At 68.3% G+C, this 15,891-nt stretch carries 14 protein-coding genes; 8 read left to right on the top strand and 6 right to left on the bottom strand.

The genetic code is table 11. The annotated features are described in order from the left end of the window. Positions 1 to 22: 22 nt before the first annotated feature. The 3 genes from sufD to GH2_RS18970 are packed head-to-tail and all read right to left on the bottom strand — an operon-like array spanning position 23 to position 3,377. Positions 23 to 1,198, bottom strand: coding sequence for a Fe-S cluster assembly protein SufD (gene sufD / locus GH2_RS18980; protein ID WP_066171840.1), 1,176 nt, complete (start codon positions 1,196 to 1,198; stop codon positions 23 to 25). Beyond that, a complete protein-coding gene (sufB, locus tag GH2_RS18975) occupies positions 1,198 to 2,634 on the bottom strand; it encodes a Fe-S cluster assembly protein SufB (RefSeq protein WP_066171838.1) in 1,437 nt (478 codons plus the stop codon). Before sufB ends, sufD begins: the two co-directional genes overlap by 1 nt. Next, entirely contained in the window at positions 2,631 to 3,377 is a 747-nt protein-coding gene (locus GH2_RS18970; RefSeq protein WP_066171836.1) for a helix-turn-helix transcriptional regulator, read from the bottom strand. The genes sufB and GH2_RS18970 overlap by 4 nt, the downstream gene beginning before the upstream one ends. A 117-nt stretch (positions 3,378 to 3,494) precedes the next feature. Here GH2_RS18970 and mptB point away from each other — a divergent pair, with 117 nt between their 5' ends. From mptB to GH2_RS18950, 4 genes are all read left to right on the top strand, one after another. Next, positions 3,495 to 5,270, top strand: coding sequence for a polyprenol phosphomannose-dependent alpha 1,6 mannosyltransferase MptB (mptB, locus tag GH2_RS18965; protein WP_066171834.1), 1,776 nt, complete (start codon positions 3,495 to 3,497; stop codon positions 5,268 to 5,270). 98 nt (positions 5,271 to 5,368) lie between these two features. Continuing rightward, complete coding sequence (locus GH2_RS18960; RefSeq protein ID WP_066171923.1) at positions 5,369 to 6,337, top strand: ABC transporter ATP-binding protein; 969 nt, start codon at positions 5,369 to 5,371, stop codon at positions 6,335 to 6,337. Further along, positions 6,334 to 7,137 carry an ABC transporter permease gene (locus GH2_RS18955; RefSeq protein WP_066171832.1) on the top strand — a complete coding sequence of 268 codons (804 nt, stop codon included), beginning with the start codon at positions 6,334 to 6,336 and terminating at the stop codon, positions 7,135 to 7,137. The genes GH2_RS18960 and GH2_RS18955 overlap by 4 nt, the downstream gene beginning before the upstream one ends. Then, positions 7,134 to 8,045, top strand: coding sequence for a COX15/CtaA family protein (locus GH2_RS18950; RefSeq protein ID WP_066171830.1), 912 nt, complete (start codon positions 7,134 to 7,136; stop codon positions 8,043 to 8,045). Before GH2_RS18955 ends, GH2_RS18950 begins: the two co-directional genes overlap by 4 nt. Positions 8,046 to 8,074: 29 nt before the next feature. Here the strand turns inward: GH2_RS18950 and GH2_RS18945 are convergent, their stop codons facing one another. Continuing rightward, the gene (locus GH2_RS18945) at positions 8,075 to 8,446 is read right to left on the bottom strand and encodes a hypothetical protein (RefSeq protein ID WP_066171827.1); all 372 of its coding nucleotides are present in this window, start codon (positions 8,444 to 8,446) and stop codon (positions 8,075 to 8,077) included. A gap of 35 nt (positions 8,447 to 8,481) precedes the next feature. Between GH2_RS18945 and GH2_RS18940 the strand changes: the two genes are divergently transcribed. Together GH2_RS18940 and GH2_RS18935 are read left to right on the top strand one after the other, a co-directional pair. Beyond that, positions 8,482 to 9,456, top strand: a complete 975-nt coding sequence (locus GH2_RS18940; RefSeq protein WP_066171825.1) for a quinone oxidoreductase family protein — start codon at positions 8,482 to 8,484, stop codon at positions 9,454 to 9,456. Continuing rightward, a complete protein-coding gene (locus tag GH2_RS18935; protein WP_066171823.1) occupies positions 9,453 to 10,139 on the top strand; it encodes a hypothetical protein in 687 nt (228 codons plus the stop codon). The genes GH2_RS18940 and GH2_RS18935 overlap by 4 nt, the downstream gene beginning before the upstream one ends. 5 nt (positions 10,140 to 10,144) lie before the next feature. On the opposite strand, the gene GH2_RS18930 is transcribed toward GH2_RS18935, so the two are convergent. Continuing rightward, positions 10,145 to 11,359 carry a hypothetical protein gene (locus tag GH2_RS18930; RefSeq protein WP_066171822.1) on the bottom strand — a complete coding sequence of 405 codons (1,215 nt, stop codon included), beginning with the start codon at positions 11,357 to 11,359 and terminating at the stop codon, positions 10,145 to 10,147. 52 nt (positions 11,360 to 11,411) lie between these two features. Beyond that, positions 11,412 to 12,353, bottom strand: a complete 942-nt coding sequence (locus GH2_RS18925) for a heme o synthase (RefSeq protein ID WP_066171820.1) — start codon at positions 12,351 to 12,353, stop codon at positions 11,412 to 11,414. A 300-nt stretch (positions 12,354 to 12,653) separates the two neighbouring features. Between GH2_RS18925 and tkt the strand changes: the two genes are divergently transcribed. Both tkt and tal read left to right on the top strand, forming a co-directional pair. Further along, positions 12,654 to 14,738, top strand: coding sequence for a transketolase (gene tkt / locus GH2_RS18920; protein WP_066171819.1), 2,085 nt, complete (start codon positions 12,654 to 12,656; stop codon positions 14,736 to 14,738). A gap of 26 nt (positions 14,739 to 14,764) precedes the next feature. Next, a complete protein-coding gene (tal, locus tag GH2_RS18915) occupies positions 14,765 to 15,883 on the top strand; it encodes a transaldolase (protein WP_066171817.1) in 1,119 nt (372 codons plus the stop codon). Positions 15,884 to 15,891: the final 8 nt, after the last annotated feature.

Below are 15,891 nucleotides of genomic sequence, written 5' to 3'. Positions count from 1 at the left end.
TGGTCGACAGCGACGGTGCGGATCAGGCGCCTGCGGATTCGAGCTCGGCTTCGATGGCCGCCTCGAGTCGTTCGCGCAGTTCAGGCACGGAGATCTTGGCGAGGACCTCGCCGAAGAATCCGCGGACGACGAGACGCCGCGCGACGTCCTCGGGAATGCCGCGCGCCTGCAGGTAGAACAACTGCTCGTCGTCGAACCGGCCGGTGGCGCTGGCGTGGCCGGCCCCGATGATCTCGCCGGTCTCGATCTCCAGGTTCGGCACCGAATCGGCGCGGGCATTGTCGGTCAGAACCAGGTTGCGGTTGAGCTCGTAGGTGTCCGTGCCCTCGGCCGCCGGTCGGATCAGCACGTCACCGATCCAGACGGTGTGTGCTTCCTTCCGCTTGTCGCCGGACGCGTCGCCCTGGAGCGCACCCTTGTACACCACATGCGAGCGGCAGTTCGGCTGTGCGTGATCGACCAGCAGTCGCTGCTCGAGGTGCTGCCCACCGTCCGCGAAGTACAGTCCCCACAGCTCGGCGTCGCCGCCGGGCGCGGTGTACTGCACGTGCGGCGAGATCCGGACGGTGTGTCCGCCGAGGCTGACGGCGAAGTGCTTGAGCGCCGCGTCGCGACCGAGCGAGAGGTGATGCGTCGCAACATGCGTCGCGTCGTCCTCCCATTCGTGAACGTTCACCACGGTCAGGTGAGCGCTGTCGTCGGCGATGATCTCCACGTTCTCGCCGATGACGCCGCTGCCGCGCTGATCGATCACCACGACGGACTTCGAGAAGGCCCCGGCGTGCACCTGGATGTGCGAGTAGGCGGTCTGATCGACGCCCGGACCGTTGACGGTCAGGAAGACCGGGTCGGCGACCTGCGCCTCGTTGGCGATCGTCACGATGGTCGCGGTCTCGAACGACGAGTACGCCTGCGCCGAGACGCGGTCGAACGGAACGCCTGCCTTGCCCAACCGAGCATCGTCGCGGCCGACGGTCTCCACGGTCACGCCGTCGGTGGCCCCGGTCGACTCGACGGTGGTGGTCCCGGTCGGCGTCGCGGTGCCATCGTGCAGTCCGTGCAGCCGACGGAACGGTGTGAAGCGCCAGGCCTCCTCCCGCTGCGACGGGACTTCGAACGCCTCGACGTCGTAGGAGGTGAAGAGCTCACCCTTGTTGACCACCACCGCGGGTGCGGCGGTGGAAGCAGAGTCCGCCATCAGCCGACCGCTCCTTCCATCTGCAGTTCGATCAGCCGATTCAGCTCGAGCGCGTACTCCATCGGCAGTTCCTTGGCGATCGGCTCGACGAAGCCGCGAACCACCATGGCCATGGCCTCTTCCTCGGTCATGCCGCGACTCATCAGATAGAAGAGCTGATCATCGCTGACCTTCGAGACCGTGGCCTCATGGCCCATCGTGACGTCGTCCTCGCGGATGTCGACGTACGGGTAGGTGTCGCTGCGGCTGATCTGGTCCACCAGCAGGGCGTCGCACTGCACAGTGGAGCGACTGCCGTGGGCGCCCGGATTGATCTTGATCAGGCCGCGGTACGACGACCGGCCGCCGCCGCGCGCCACCGACTTGCTGACGATGTTGCTGGAGGTGTTCGGCGCCAGATGGACCATCTTGGATCCGGTGTCCTGGTGCTGGCCCTCGCCCGCGAACGCCACCGACAGGACCTCGCCCTTGGCGTGCTCGCCGGTCAGCCACACCGCCGGGTACTTCATGGTGACCTTGGATCCGATATTGCCGTCGACCCACTCCATGGTCGCGCCCTCTTCGGCCTTGGCGCGCTTGGTCACCAGGTTGTAGACGTTGTTCGACCAGTTCTGGATGGTCGTGTAGCGGCAGCGACCGCCCTTCTTGACGATGATCTCGACGACGGCCGAGTGCAACGAGTCGGACTTGTAGATCGGGGCGGTGCAGCCCTCGACGTAGTGGACGTAGGCGTCCTCGTCGACGATGATCAGCGTGCGTTCGAACTGACCCATGTTCTCGGTGTTGATACGGAAGTACGCCTGCAGCGGGATGTCGACGTGCACGCCCTTCGGCACGTAGATGAACGACCCACCGGACCAGACCGCGGTGTTCAGCGCGGAGAACTTGTTGTCACCGGCCGGGATCACGCTGCCGAAGTACTCCTCGAAGAGTTCCGGGTGCTCGCGCAGACCACTGTCGGTGTCGAGGAAGATGACGCCCTTCTCCTCCAGGTCCTCGCGGATCTGGTGGTAGACGACCTCTGACTCGTACTGTGCCGCGACTCCCGCGACCAGGCGCTGCTTCTCGGCCTCCGGGATGCCCAGTCGGTCGTAGGTGTTGCGGATGTCCTCCGGCAGGTCCTCCCACGACTCGGCCTGCTTCTCCGTGGAGCGCACGAAGTACTTGATGTTGTCGAAGTCGATGCCGTCGAGGTCGCCGCCCCAACTCGGCATGGGCTTGCGATCGAAGATCCGCAGCGCCTTCAGCCGCGACTCGAGCATCCATTCGGGCTCGTTCTTCTTCGAGGAGATGTCGCGGACGACGGCCTCGGAGAGCCCGCGGGTCGCGGACGCTCCTGCCTCATCGCTGTCGGACCAGCCGTAGCCGTAGCGGTCGAAGGAAGCAATGGTCTCTTCCTGCGTCAGCTGGGTGGCGGCGGGATCGGTGACCGTCATCGGGGAACCTTTCCATCGGGGGTGTCGGTGGTCGCGGGCTGGCGGCCTCCGTCAGTCATGACGTGCACGGGCACGTGCGTCGTACACACGCAGTCGCCGTTGGCGATGGTCGCCAACCGCTGCACGTGCGTACCGAGGAGCTCGGTGAATCTGGCTGTCTCGGCCTCACAGAGCTCCGGGAACTCGGCCGCCACGTGGGCGACCGGACAGTGATGTTGGCAGATCTGAATGCCTGCACCCACCTCGCGGGTGTTGGCTGCGTATCCGCCTGCGGTGAGAGCATCGGTGATCTGTTCGACGGTCGCGATGACCGAGCCGGACTCGGCGACCGGGGTCACGTCGGTGGTGAGGTCGGCGATCCGCTCGTGAGCGAAATCGTCGACGGCGTGCTGCCCGGCGACGTCGCGCAGTTTCCGAAGCACCGCACCGGCGAGATCGTCGTAGGCGTGTCGCAGCTTCCCGCGACCCGTCGGCGTCAGTTGAAACCACTTCGCGGGGCGGCCGCGGGTGGCCTTCCCGCTCTTCGAGAAGCCGGCGGGTGCGACTTCGATGTCGCCGTCGCCCGACAGGATGTCCAGGTGTCGACGGACCCCCGCCGGTGAGATTCCGAGGTGGTCGGCGATGTCACTGGCCGTCATCGGGCCCTCGTCGACGAGCAGCGAAACGACAGCAGCACGGGTCGCGCCGTCGGGGCCCGTCCCGTCTGCAGGCTGCTGTGACAGCAGCTGATCGTCACCGCTCATGCTTTTCACAACAATATTGTTACTTAAATACTTCCCCCGGGCTAGCAAGGGTTGCCTAAATCATCCTCGTGCCGTGTCTGACCGGAACGCGCAACCACACCCGTTACAGTCGTCGGTGTGCCTGAACTCCCCCTCGTGCGACGGACCGTCGACTACATAGGCCTGGCCAAGCCTGCGGCCCAGCGTGATGTCGACCGCACCGGCGACTACGGCACCAGCGTCGCACGCATGCACGACGACGAGCACGAGACCGGCCCGCTCAATCGCCTCGAGACCCTGCGCATGCGGCGGATCCGGCTGTTCGGCACCACCGGATCGATGCTGATCCTCATCGGTTCGCTCGGCACCGGCATGCTCCCGGTCCTGCAGAACCCGATCGTGGGAACTCGCATCCTCTCCTTGCCGTCGCGCATGTACTCCACGGCGCTGACCGTCTCCATCGGCGGCGCGATCATGCTCACCGTCGCCTGGGTGATGCTGGGCCGCTACGCGATCGGGCGGTTCCGAGTGGAGGTCGCGGAGGGCCGCAGTCCCGCCCGGCGGATGACGCGCGGACAGGCGGATCGCACGCTGCTCATGTGGGTGGCTCCGCTGATCATCGCGCCTCCACTGATCAGCAAGGACGTCTACTCGTACCTCGCGCAGAGCGCGATCGCCTACAAGGGGCTGGACCCCTATACCTACAGTCCGATGCGCGGCCTCGGCGTCGACCATCCGCTGACCCTGTCGGTGCCGAATCTGTGGAAGGACACGCCCGCCCCGTACGGTCCGCTCTTCCTCTGGATCGGCGAGCACATCACCGCCATCACCGGGGACAACATCACCGCCGGGGTGCTGCTGCATCGCGTCGTCGCCATCTGCGGCGTGCTGATGATCGTCTGGGCGCTCCCCCGCCTGGCTCGACGCTGCGGCGTGTCCGCCGTCGCCGCGCTGTGGCTCGGCGCACTGAACCCGCTCCTGATCCTGCACCTCGTCGGCGGCATCCACAACGAGTCGCTGATGCTCGGCATGATGCTCGTCGGTCTCGAATGGTGCCTGCGCGGCGTTGACAGTCCCGGCCGATTGCGACGGATCGACAAGCCGTATCTTCCCTCCCGCGACGGCGCGATCCTGCTCGCCGGCGCCGTGGTGATCGCCGGGTCGTCGATGATCAAGGTCGCCTCGCTGCTCGCGCTCGGGTTCGTCGGCATCGCTCTGGCGCGCCGCTGGGGCGCCACTCTGCCCGCCTTGCGCCATGCCCCGGTCCGGGAATGGTGGTCGCGGTCGCGGCGGTCGCTCGCCGCGCTGACGGCGAGCGCCGGACTGTTGGGAATCATGTCCGGCGCCGTCATCGCCGTCACCGGCTTCGCAACGGGGCTCGGGTTCGGCTGGGTCCACACCCTGAGCACCGGCGGCATCGTCCGTTCCTGGATGTCCATGCCGACCCTGCTGTCGGTGGTGTCCGGGCGCATCGGACTCTGGCTCGGCCTGGGCGAACAGACGCAGGCCATCCTCGACATCGCCCGGCCGATCGCCCAACTACTCGCCGCAGCCCTCGTGGTCCGCTGGCTCCTCGCGTGCCTCGCCGGCCGCATCCACCCGCTCGGCGGCCTCGGTATCGCCATGGCGACGGTCGTGGTGTTCTTCCCCTTCGTGCAGGCGTGGTACCTGCTGTGGGCCGTCATTCCCCTCGCCGCCTGGGCCACCACCCGGTGGTTCCGCGTCGGCACCGTCGCTATCTCCAGCATCATCGCCGTCGTCGTGATGCCCACCAGCTCCGACACCAGCCCCCTCGTGGTGGCGCAGGGACTCGCCACCGGTGTGATCATGGTCGCAATCACCGCGGCCGTCTTCTTTCTCGACACCCCGCTGCGGCGTCGACTGCGACGCAAGCGGACGCAGAAGACGCAGTAAGACGCCTGTTTCCCCACGCGGGCAACCGGGCCGTCCGACACCGTCGCAGGCCAGGCCCACACCCGGGTGACCTGGGCCTCTGGCCTAGGGTGGTGGGCGTGCAAGATGCTCTTTCGCCCCGCGTCGGGCCGGATTCGACGTCGAATCCTGATGATGCCGCACTTCTGGTGCGCGGGCTCGTCAAGCGCTTCGGCGACAAGACCGCCGTCGACGGGCTGGATCTGACCTTGCCCCGGGGTGAGCTGCTGGCGCTCCTGGGACCGAACGGTGCGGGCAAGACCACCACCGTCGAGATCTGCGAAGGATTCGGCCGCCCCGACGCAGGCGATGTGCGGGTCCTTGGCCTGGACCCGATCGCGAACAACGACACGCTGCGCACCCGGATCGGCGTGATGCTGCAGGGCGGCGGCGCGTATCCGGGCGCCAAGGCCGGAGAGATGCTCGGCCTGTGCGCCGCATACAGCGCCGATCCCCTCGATCCCGACTGGTTGATGGAGGCCCTCGGCCTCACCGAGGTCGCGGGCACCGGTTTCCGTCGACTGTCCGGCGGTCAGCAGCAGCGCCTCTCCCTCGCGTGCGCGCTCGTCGGGCGTCCCGAACTCGTGTTCCTCGACGAGCCGACCGCCGGACTCGACGCGCACGCTCGAATCATGGTCTGGGAGTTGATCTCCCGTCTGCGTGCCGACGGCGTCTCGATCCTGCTGACCACCCATCTGCTCGACGAGGCCGAAGAGCTCGCCGACCAGATCGTCATCATCGACCACGGTCGCGCCGTGGCCGCGGGTGCGCCCGCCGACCTCGTCCGGCAAGACGCGGAAGGGCAACTCCGCATCCGGGCCGCCGGTCTGGCCGCCGACGCGTTGGAGACTGCACTCCCCGACGGTTACCGCTGCCGACTGTCCCCGGCGGGTGAACTCCTCGTCACCGGCGACATCACGCCCGAACTCGTGGCCACGATCACCCGCTACTGTGCCGACCAGGGCATCCTCGCCGAGTCGATGAACGTGGCGACCAACACACTGCAGGACGTCTTCCTCACTCTCACCGGACGGGAGGTGCGGGCGTGAGCACCGACGTGTCCGCCTCGAACCGGTTCCCCCGCGGAACCTTCACACCGAATCCGCGCCCGGCGTCGCTGTCGCAGATGCTGATCGCGCAGACGAGGCTGGAACTGCTGCTCCTGCTCCGCAACGGCGAGCAATTGCTGTTGACCATGTTCATCCCGATCACCATGCTCATCGGCCTGAGCCTGCTGCCGCTCACCACCGAGGTCGGCGACACGGCGGCGGACCGTGCCACGACGTTCGTTCCCGCCGTGCTGGCGGTCGCGATCATGTCGACGGCGTTCACCGGTCAGGCCATCGCGGTGGGCTTCGATCGCCGCTACGGCGCCCTCAAACGGTTGGGCGCCACCCCGATTCCGCGCTGGGGCATCATCGCGGGCAAGTCGCTCGCCGTGCTCATCGTGGTCGTGATGCAGGCGCTGATCATCGGCGGCATCGGACTCGCCTTCGGCTGGCGCCCCGACCTCGGCGGTCTGGGCCTCGGCGTCGTCGCGATCATCCTCGGCACTGTCGCGTTCGCGTGTGCGGGGCTGCTGCTCGGCGGCACGCTGAAGGCCGAAGTGGTGCTCGCGTTGGGCAATCTGGTGTGGTTCGTCCTGCTCGGACTGGCGAGTCTGGTCGTGTTCGACGATCACGTCCCCGGCGCGGTCCGCACCATCGCCCGACTGTCGCCGTCCGGGGCGCTCACCGAGTCGCTGTCGCGGGCGCTCGAGTCCTCGGTGGACGTCTTCGGTCTCTGTGTCCTCGTCGCCTGGGCCGCCGTCTGCGGCACGCTGGCAGTTAGGTGGTTCCGCTTCCAATGATCGCATCGTGGTTCGGGTTCAAGAATCCAACGGCGAAGTTCCTGTACGGCTGGGCGGTCGCCAACGTCGCCGCCAACGTACTACTGGTCGTTACCGGCGGAGGCGTACGAGTGACCGGCTCTGGACTCGGCTGCCCGACTTGGCCTCAGTGCACCTCGGGCAACATCGCCCCGGTGCCCGGCAACGCCATGGGCATCCACAGCGTGATCGAGTTCGGCAATCGCCTGCTGACGTGGGTGCTGGTCGCCGTCGCCGTCGCGACGTTCGTCGCGGCGATCCGTCGTCGTCCGGTCGACAGACTCGCACGCACGCTCGCGTTGGTCGTGGCGCTCGGTGTCCCGCTGCAGGGCGTGATCGGCGGCATCACGGTCCTCACGAATCTGAACCCGTGGGTGGTCTCGCTGCACTTCGTGGCCACGATGGTGATCATCTCGGTCGCCACCTGGTTGGCCTTCCACGTCCGTCCGCGCGAGGAGGCCTCCGCGGCCGCGACGCCCTCGCCGGTGTTCGGTCGCGTCACGCTGACGCTGACCTGGTTGATCTACGTGACGACGTGGATCGCGATCTATGTCGGCACCATCGTCACCGGTTCCGGTCCGCACTCGGGCGACGACATCGCGATGCGCAACGGCCTCCGATTCGACCAGTTGGCCGTGTTGCACGCCGATGCGGTGTGGGTCCTGGTCGGCCTCTCGATCGCGCTGACGGTCCTCGTCGTCGCCGCACAGTCAGCGCTGCGACGCGCCACGCTGATCTTCGGCGCAGTGATCCTGCTGCAGGGACTGATCGGGTACGTGCAGTACGTGCTCCACGTCCCCGCCGGGCTCGTAATCCTGCACATGTTCGGCGCCGCCGTCCTGATGATCGGCGCCACGCACCTGGTGCTCAGCGCGTCCCGCACCCGGTAGGCCTGCTCGGCCCACCGGGCGACGAGCCGTCAGTCGACGATCGAGCTGTTCCGCGCCTTCGGGAATCGCTTCTGATGGGCGACCCACCCGGCCATCGTGCGCCAATGCGACGGACGGACGTTCGCCGTCGAGGTCAGTTCCCGGTCCCATTCGGCGACCTCGAGCCCGTCGACGGAATCGACGACCGCCTGGGCCACGGCCACACTGTCGACGACCCGGTCGCCGAGGATCCCGTTGTCTCCCACGAGGGTGAGTCGGACGCCTGCGGCGCCGATGGGCGCAATGACGACCTTGGCGGATCCGCCTTCGTCGGCGACGAAGCGCCGGACGGCGGAGACGACGTCGGAGGGGGCGGCGACAGCGGAAGCTGTCGCGGTGGAAACGGCAGTGTCTTCGCTCATGACTGGCGAGTATACCGGCGTGCCAAAATGGACCCATGCGTGCGATCCAAGTGTCCGCTCACGGCGGAGCCGAAGTTCTGACCCTCGTCGATGTTCCCGTCCCCCAACCGGAGTCGGACGAAGTCCTGATCGCCGTCCACACCGCAGGCGTCAACTTCATCGACACCTATCTGCGAGAGGGCCGCTATCCGTCGACACCGCCGTACATCCCGGGCAGCGAAGGCGCGGGCGAGATCGTGGCACTGGGCGCCGACGTGACGGATCTCGCCGTCGGCGATCGGGTCGCCTGGTGCAACGGCGACCAGAGCTATGCCGAGTACACCACCGTCCGCGCCGCTCACGTCGTGCGTGTTCCGGACGCCGTGACCGACGCCGTCGCGGGGTCGTCCCTGCTCCGCGGACTCACCGCCCACTACCTGCTCGATGGAAGCGCGCACCCGGCCCCGGGCGACACCGTTCTGCTTCATGCGGGCGCAGGCGGCGTGGGACTGATCCTGACCGAATGGGCCGTCGCCCGTGGCATCCGCGTGGTGACCACGGTGTCGTCTGACGAGAAGGAGGCGCTGTCGCGGGCCGCCGGAGCGAGCGACGTGCTCCGCTACGGGGACGACATCGCCGACCGAGTCCGTGCGCTGACCGACGGCCGGGGCGCATCGGTGGTGTACGACGGTGTGGGCGCGGCCACGTTCGAGCAGTCGCTGGCGGCGACCGCGATCCGCGGCACGGTGGTGCTGTTCGGCGGTGCGAGCGGGCCCGTTCCGCCCTTCGACCTGCAACGTCTGAGCACCGCGGGGTCTCTGACCGTCACCCGGCCGACGCTCGCGCACTTCACCGCCGACCCCGCGGAGTTCGCGTGGCGGGCCCGAGAGTTCTTCGACGCGATCGCCGACGGAACGCTCACCGTCCAGGTCGGGCAGGTGTTCGGCCTCGCGCACGCCGCCGACGCGCACCGTGCCCTCGAAGCGCGCGCCACCACCGGTTCCACCGCGTTGGAGGTCGTGGCGCGATGACGAGAGGCACGGGCGGCGTCGTCGCGATCGTCGGCGTCATTCTGCTGGTCGTGATGCGGCCGTTCGGTCCCGTCGGACTGCTGATCGCGCTCGCCCTGGTCCTCGGCGGCGGGTTGCTCGTCGTCGCTGCGCCGGCCCGACCGCGACCCGACCCGGTCGCTGCACCGGCACCGGCACCGACGCCGACACGCTCGATCACCGAGCGCTGGCAGCGGGCGATCGACCATCACAACCAGGTGCTCGGCGCCTACGGTGCATTCGAGTTGGATCCCCGCATGCTGCTGCAGTATCCCGCGCTGTGGGATCTCTCCGCCCCGGAGGTCATCGCCTTCCACGACAGCATGGAGGCCGCGAGTGAACTGCGCACGGACACCTTCCCGGGCACGACGCACGCCGAGCGCTACCTCGAGGCGGTCACTGAGCTGCGCAGTGCCTGGGCGCGGGCGGACCGGTTCGCGCGCTCGACGGGCACCGACGCCCTGGACTCCGCCGACGCCCGGGACTGCAGGCGGGCGCTGAAACTGCTCAACCACGCCGACGCGGCCGAGAGCGCGGAGCGCGCCACCTACCTTCAACAGGTCCTCGGAACCGTCGACCGGCTCGCCGAACGCGGGGTCGTGCGCCGACCCGAGCGGGCGCGCGAGCGACTGGAGACCACGCTGCGGCGCGCGATCGAAGCCTAGAGACCCTACCGGACGCCGTCGCGCAGGAAGCGGCCGCGCGTCGAGTACACGCCCGCGACTTCGACCGAGCTCGGGCCGAGGACCATCTGGATGGTGACCGGGACTCGGCCGGGGCCGCTGTCGTCGGACGCCACGCCGATCGCGGCGCCGATCACGTCGCGGTCGTAGTGGCGGACGGATCCGCGCCGCGCGAGGTCGTCGCGCACGGACACCATCGTCGCGCCCGTCAGACCCGACAAGGAGAATCCGTCGGGTTCGCGGTCCGTGGTCGACTTCCGGATCTCCGGAAACTGCCCGACCTCGACGGCGATCGACATGATCGGGCCGCCGTCGAACGAGAGGTCGAAACCGGGGCGCGCCCGTCCGTGCCACGAGGCCCCGTCGTCCAACGACTTGTACGCGACCTCGCGGAGCATTTTGGCCTTCGGGTCCAACCCGGCATCGGTCATCACTCGGCGTGCGACGTCGAGGAAACCGTCGATCGACGCGGCGTCGACGGTGTCGGCCAGGTTGCCGGACGCGTCGGCCTCGATCGGGAAGGCGCCTCCCGAGAACGTCGCGACCAGCTTCTCGTCGCCCGAGCGCGGCGCCACCTCGACTTCCGGCTGCCCGCTCGCGTCGTCGAGAGCCATCGTCCGCCAGGTCTGCACCACGCGGTCCGCGGTGGCGTTGAGATTCAGCCCGCGGACGTCGGCGCGGCTGAACACGGTTCGCTGCGACGTCGACATGGTCCTGGGCTCGTACCAGCCGCTGTCGCCGGACCGGTGCGAGTAGACCATCTGGCCGTTCTGCTGGTTCAGGACGTACAGTGACTCGCTGTCCCCGTCGATCGTGATCCGCAGAATCGACTCGGCGCCGTTGGGCGCGATCTCCTGCGCGCGGTCCAGACTGCGCTCGAGAGCGGCGGACAGATCGGTGGAGTCGGCCACCTCGACGCGCGCACCGTCCGCGACCGATTCGGCGCCGGACGGGGCGAGGAGGACGACGGCCGGAATCCCCACCACCAGGATGGACACCGTCACGATTAGGGCGCCCCGGACTGCGGCTGCGACCGCCTCGGTCCGGATCCGATGGATCAGCACGATCGCGACAACCGCCGTCGCCGCGGCGATCAGCGCCGACACCGCCGCGTGGTCGACGATGACCGCGACCACGACGCCGACGGTGGCGACGACAGCCGCCACGACGGTCCGGATGGTGGTGTAACCGGGCTGCTTCACGGGCGTGCAGTCGTCCTCACAGTGCGGCGCGAGCCACGGGCGGTCTCGGCCGCTAGAACAGGCTCGCGATGGTCGGCATGTTGATCACGGCGTCCACGGCGAGTCCGCAGAACAGCAGCGCAAGGTATTCGTTCGAGGTCAGGAAGATCTTGAGCGGCTTCACCTCGACGCCGCGCCGGGTCTCGAGGAACAGCTTGGTCACCATGTAGATGAACCAGGCGCCCGCGCCGATCGAGACGGCGAGGTAGATCCAACTCGTGACCGGGATCAGCGCGAACGACGTCAGTACCGTCAGCCAGGTGTAGACCAGCATGTGCGTCGTCACCCGCTCGTCGCCCGCGATGACGGGGAACATCGGCACACCCGCGGCGCGGTAGTCCTCGCGATACCGCATCGCCAGGGCCCAGGTGTGCGGCGGCGTCCAGAAGAAGACGACGAGGAAGAGCACGAACGGCTCCCAGCTCAGGCTGCCGGTGACGGCGGCCCAGCCGACCAGCGCCGGGGTGCAGCCCGCGGCGCCGCCCCAGATCACGTTCTGCCAGGTGCGACGCTTCAGGATCAGGGTGTAGACGCCCGCGTAGAAGCCGATGGTGACCCAGACCAGGATCGGCGGGAGCCACTTGTTGCCGGTGCCGAAGTACAGGACGGCGAACGAGGCGAAGGCGAGCACGATGCCGAAGACGAGTGCGTTGCGCACCGGGACCGCATGGCGTGCCAGCGGTCGCTTCTGCGTGCGCTTCATCTTCTGATCGATGTCGGCGTCGGCGACCATGTTCAGGCTGTTGGCGCTCGCCGCACCCATCCAGCCACCGATCACCGTGACGACGATGAGCGCGATGTCCACGTGGCCGCGATCGGCCTGCAGCATGACCGGAATGGTCGAGACCAGCAGCAGTTCGATGACACGAGGCTTCGTCAGCGCGATATAGGCGAGCAGCGTGTTCCACACCCGTGCGCCCCTACCGGCGGATCCGACCGAATCATCGGTGGACATCGGGGTCGAGGAGGCGTCGGTAGCCGCGCTTTCCTCAATACTCACAGATGCTCCTCACATAAGGCCGGGGAACTCGCCGCCGAAAGCAGAACGACGGCCTACTACACACGATGGTAGACCGCCGGGTCACCGAGAACAGAATCGGTGCTCGCCAGATCACCTCTCCGAGCACGCTCGACGTCGCCCCGCTCACATTCTTCTCGAAGCCGCTCCGGTCGCACACTGACCGACACAGACCGCTAGGCTGGACTCGCTAATGCGTACGAGCACCAGAACAAGGCATCAGGAGACCCCACCACCGTGGCCATAACCGACGAGATCCGCGCGCTCACCCAGCAGGTTCACCCCACCGACTGGACCGATCTGGACACCAAGGCCGTGGACACGGCCCGGATTCTGGCTGCCGACGCGGTTCAGCACTGTGGCAGCGGCCATCCCGGCACCGCGATGAGCCTCGCGCCGCTCGCGTACACGCTGTACCAGCGCGTCATGCGACACGACCCCACCGATCCGCAGTGGGTCGGCCGAGACCGCTTCGTCCTCTCGTGCGGACACTCGAGCCTCACCCAGTACATCCAGCTGTACCTCGGCGGGTTCGGTCTGGAGCTCGGCGACCTGGAAGCGCTCCGCACCTGGGGATCGCTGACCCCCGGCCACCCCGAGTTCCGCCACACCAAGGGCGTCGAGATCACCACGGGTCCGCTCGGCCAGGGCCTGGCCTCAGCAGTCGGCATGGCGATGGCGGCTCGTCGCGAGCGCGGACTGTTCGATCCGGACGCCGCCGCCGGCGAGAGCCCCTTCGACCACCACGTGTACGTGATCGCCTCCGACGGCGACATCGAGGAGGGCGTCACCTCCGAGGCCAGCTCGCTCGCGGGCACCCAGGAGCTCGGCAACCTGATCGTCTTCTACGACCAGAACCACATCTCCATCGAGGACGACACCCAGATCGCCCTCACCGAGGACACCGCCAAGCGCTACGAGGCCTACGGCTGGCATGTGCAGGTCGTCGAGGGCGGCGAAGACATCGTCGCGATCGAGGCGGCCGTGGAGGCCGCGAAGGCGGTCACCGACAAGCCGTCGATCATCTGCCTGCGCACCATCATCGCGTGGCCCGCACCCACCAAGATGAACACCGGCGCCTCCCACGGTTCGGCGCTCGGCGCCGACGAGGTCGCCGCCACCAAGGAGCTCCTCGGCTTCGATCCGGCCAAGAACTTCGACGTCGCCGACGACGTCATTGCGCACACCCGTTCGCTGGCCGAGCGCGCCGCCGCCGACCGCACCGCATGGCAGCAGTCGTTCGACGCGTGGGCCGCCGGCAACCCGCAGCGCAAGGAGCTCTTCGACCGGCTCGCCGCCCAGGCGCTGCCCGAGGGATGGACCGACGCGCTGCCGTCCTGGGAGGCGGGCGACAAGGCGGTCGCCACCCGGTCCGCGTCCGGCAAGGTGCTCTCCGCGCTGGCACCGGTGCTCCCCGAACTGTGGGGCGGCTCGGCCGACCTCGCGGGCTCCAACAACACCACGATGGACGGTGCACAGTCCTTCGGTCCCGCGTCCATCAGCACCGGAACCTGGAACGCCGACCCGTACGGCCGCACCCTGCACTTCGGCATCCGCGAACACGCGATGGGCTCGATCCTCTCGGGCATCGTGCTGCACGGCCCGACCCGCGCCTACGGCGGCACGTTCCTTCAGTTCGCCGACTACATGCGCCCCGCGGTTCGCCTGGCGGCCCTGATGGAGATCGACCCGATCTACGTGTGGACGCACGACTCGATCGGCCTCGGCGAAGACGGCCCCACCCACCAGCCGGTGGAGCACTTGGCCGCACTGCGCGCCATCCCGAACCTCGACGTCGTCCGGCCTGCCGACGCCAACGAGACCGCCCACGCCTGGCGGCACCTGCTGACGCGTCGCAACCGTCCGGTAGGGCTGGCCCTGACCCGCCAGAACGTCCCCGTCCTCGAGGGCACCTCGTACGAGGGCGTCGCCCGCGGCGGCTACGTGCTGTCCGACGGCACGAACGACAGCGGCGCCGCCGACGTCGTCCTCATCGGCACCGGCTCGGAGGTCAGCTTGGCCGTCGAGGCCGCGGCGTCGCTGGCCGCCGAGGGCGTCGCCGCCCGGGTGGTGTCGATGCCGTCGCTCGAATGGTTCGCCGAGCAGGACGACGACTACCGCGAATCGGTGCTCCCGACCGGAGTTCCGCGCGTGGCCGTCGAAGCGGGCATCGCCATGCCGTGGCACGCCGTGGTCGCGGGCGGCGAGATCGTCTCCCTCGAGCACTTCGGAGCGTCGGCCCCGTACCAGAAGCTCTACGAGGAGTTCGGCATCACCGCCGCCGCCGTCGCCGCAGCCGCCCACCGCGCCCTGCGTCGCTGACCTCGATTCCGATAGGAGAAACATTCATGTCGCAGAACCAGAATCTCGCAGACCTATCGGCCGCCGGAGTGTCGGTGTGGCTCGACGACCTCTCCCGCGATCTGATCGCCACGGGCGGACTGCAGGAGCAGATCGACACCCATTCGGTCGTCGGCGTCACCACCAACCCCGCGATCTTCCAGAACTCGATCTCCAAGTCCGACAGTTACGCCGAGCAGGTCAGCTCGCTCGCCAAGGCGGGCGCCGACGTCGACGCCGCGCTCACCGCGATCACCACCGACGACGTCCGCAACGCGTGCGACGTCCTGGCGCCGGTGTTCGCCGCCTCCGACGGTCACGACGGTCGCGTGTCGATCGAGGTGGACCCGCGTTTGGCGAACAAGACCGACGAGACGGTCGCGCAGGCGATCGAGCTCTGGAATCTGGTCGACCGCCCGAACCTGTTCATCAAGATCCCGGCCACCAAGGCGGGCATCCCGGCGATCGCCCGCGTCATCGCCGAGGGCATCAGCGTGAACGTCACCCTGATCTTCTCGGTCGAGCGGTACCGCGAAGTGATGGACGCATACCTGGACGGACTCGACACGGCCCTGCGCAACGGTCACGACGCCGCGAAGATCGAGTCGGTCGCCTCGTTCTTCGTCTCCCGCGTCGACTCCGAGGTCGACAACCGGCTGACCGCGATCGGCACGCCCGAGGCGCTCGAGCTGCGCGGCAAGGCCGGCCTGGCCAACGCCCGGCTGGCCTACGCCGCCTACCGCGAGGTCTTCGAGGCCGAGACCCGGTTCCCGGATCTGCAGGCGCACGGCGCCCTGCCGCAGCGGGCGCTCTGGGCGTCGACCGGCACCAAGAACGCCGAGTACCCGGACACGCTGTACGTCAGCGAGCTGGTGGCGCCGAACACGGTGAACACCATTCCGGTCAAGACGTTGAACGCGTTCGCCGACCACGGCTGGGTCAACACCGAGTCGATCATCGGTCAGGCGGCCGCATCGCAGGAGGTATTCGACGCGCTCACCGCCGTCGGCGTCGACCTCGCGGACGTCTTCGTCACGCTCGAGACCGAAGGCGTCAGCAAATTCGAGGACGCGTGGGGCGATCTGCTGGCCGCCACACAGACGCAGCTCGACGCGGCGCAGAGCTAGCGGCGGAC

It is taken from the genome of Gordonia hydrophobica NBRC 16057 (assembly GCF_001592365.1).
In the GTDB taxonomy this organism is placed as follows: domain Bacteria; phylum Actinomycetota; class Actinomycetes; order Mycobacteriales; family Mycobacteriaceae; genus Gordonia; species Gordonia hydrophobica.
The sequence above is the reverse complement of the archived record's forward strand: the minus strand, read 5'-3'. Positions and strand labels throughout refer to the sequence as shown.

Excerpts from the sequence above, each read along its gene's own strand:
- GH2_RS18925 (WP_066171820.1), bottom strand. The coding sequence starts at position 12,353 with ATGTCCACCGATGATTCGGTCGGATCCGCCGGTAGGGGCGCACGGGTG.
- GH2_RS18935 (WP_066171823.1), top strand. The coding sequence starts at position 9,453 with ATGACGAGAGGCACGGGCGGCGTCGTCGCGATCGTCGGCGTCATTCTG.
- GH2_RS18970 (WP_066171836.1), bottom strand. The coding sequence starts at position 3,377 with ATGAGCGGTGACGATCAGCTGCTGTCACAGCAGCCTGCAGACGGGACG.
- GH2_RS18945 (WP_066171827.1), bottom strand. The coding sequence starts at position 8,446 with ATGAGCGAAGACACTGCCGTTTCCACCGCGACAGCTTCCGCTGTCGCC.
- tal (WP_066171817.1), top strand. The coding sequence starts at position 14,765 with ATGTCGCAGAACCAGAATCTCGCAGACCTATCGGCCGCCGGAGTGTCG.
- sufB (WP_066171838.1), bottom strand. The coding sequence starts at position 2,634 with ATGACGGTCACCGATCCCGCCGCCACCCAGCTGACGCAGGAAGAGACC.
- GH2_RS18950 (WP_066171830.1), top strand. The coding sequence starts at position 7,134 with ATGATCGCATCGTGGTTCGGGTTCAAGAATCCAACGGCGAAGTTCCTG.
- GH2_RS18940 (WP_066171825.1), top strand. The coding sequence starts at position 8,482 with ATGCGTGCGATCCAAGTGTCCGCTCACGGCGGAGCCGAAGTTCTGACC.
- sufD (WP_066171840.1), bottom strand. The coding sequence starts at position 1,198 with ATGGCGGACTCTGCTTCCACCGCCGCACCCGCGGTGGTGGTCAACAAG.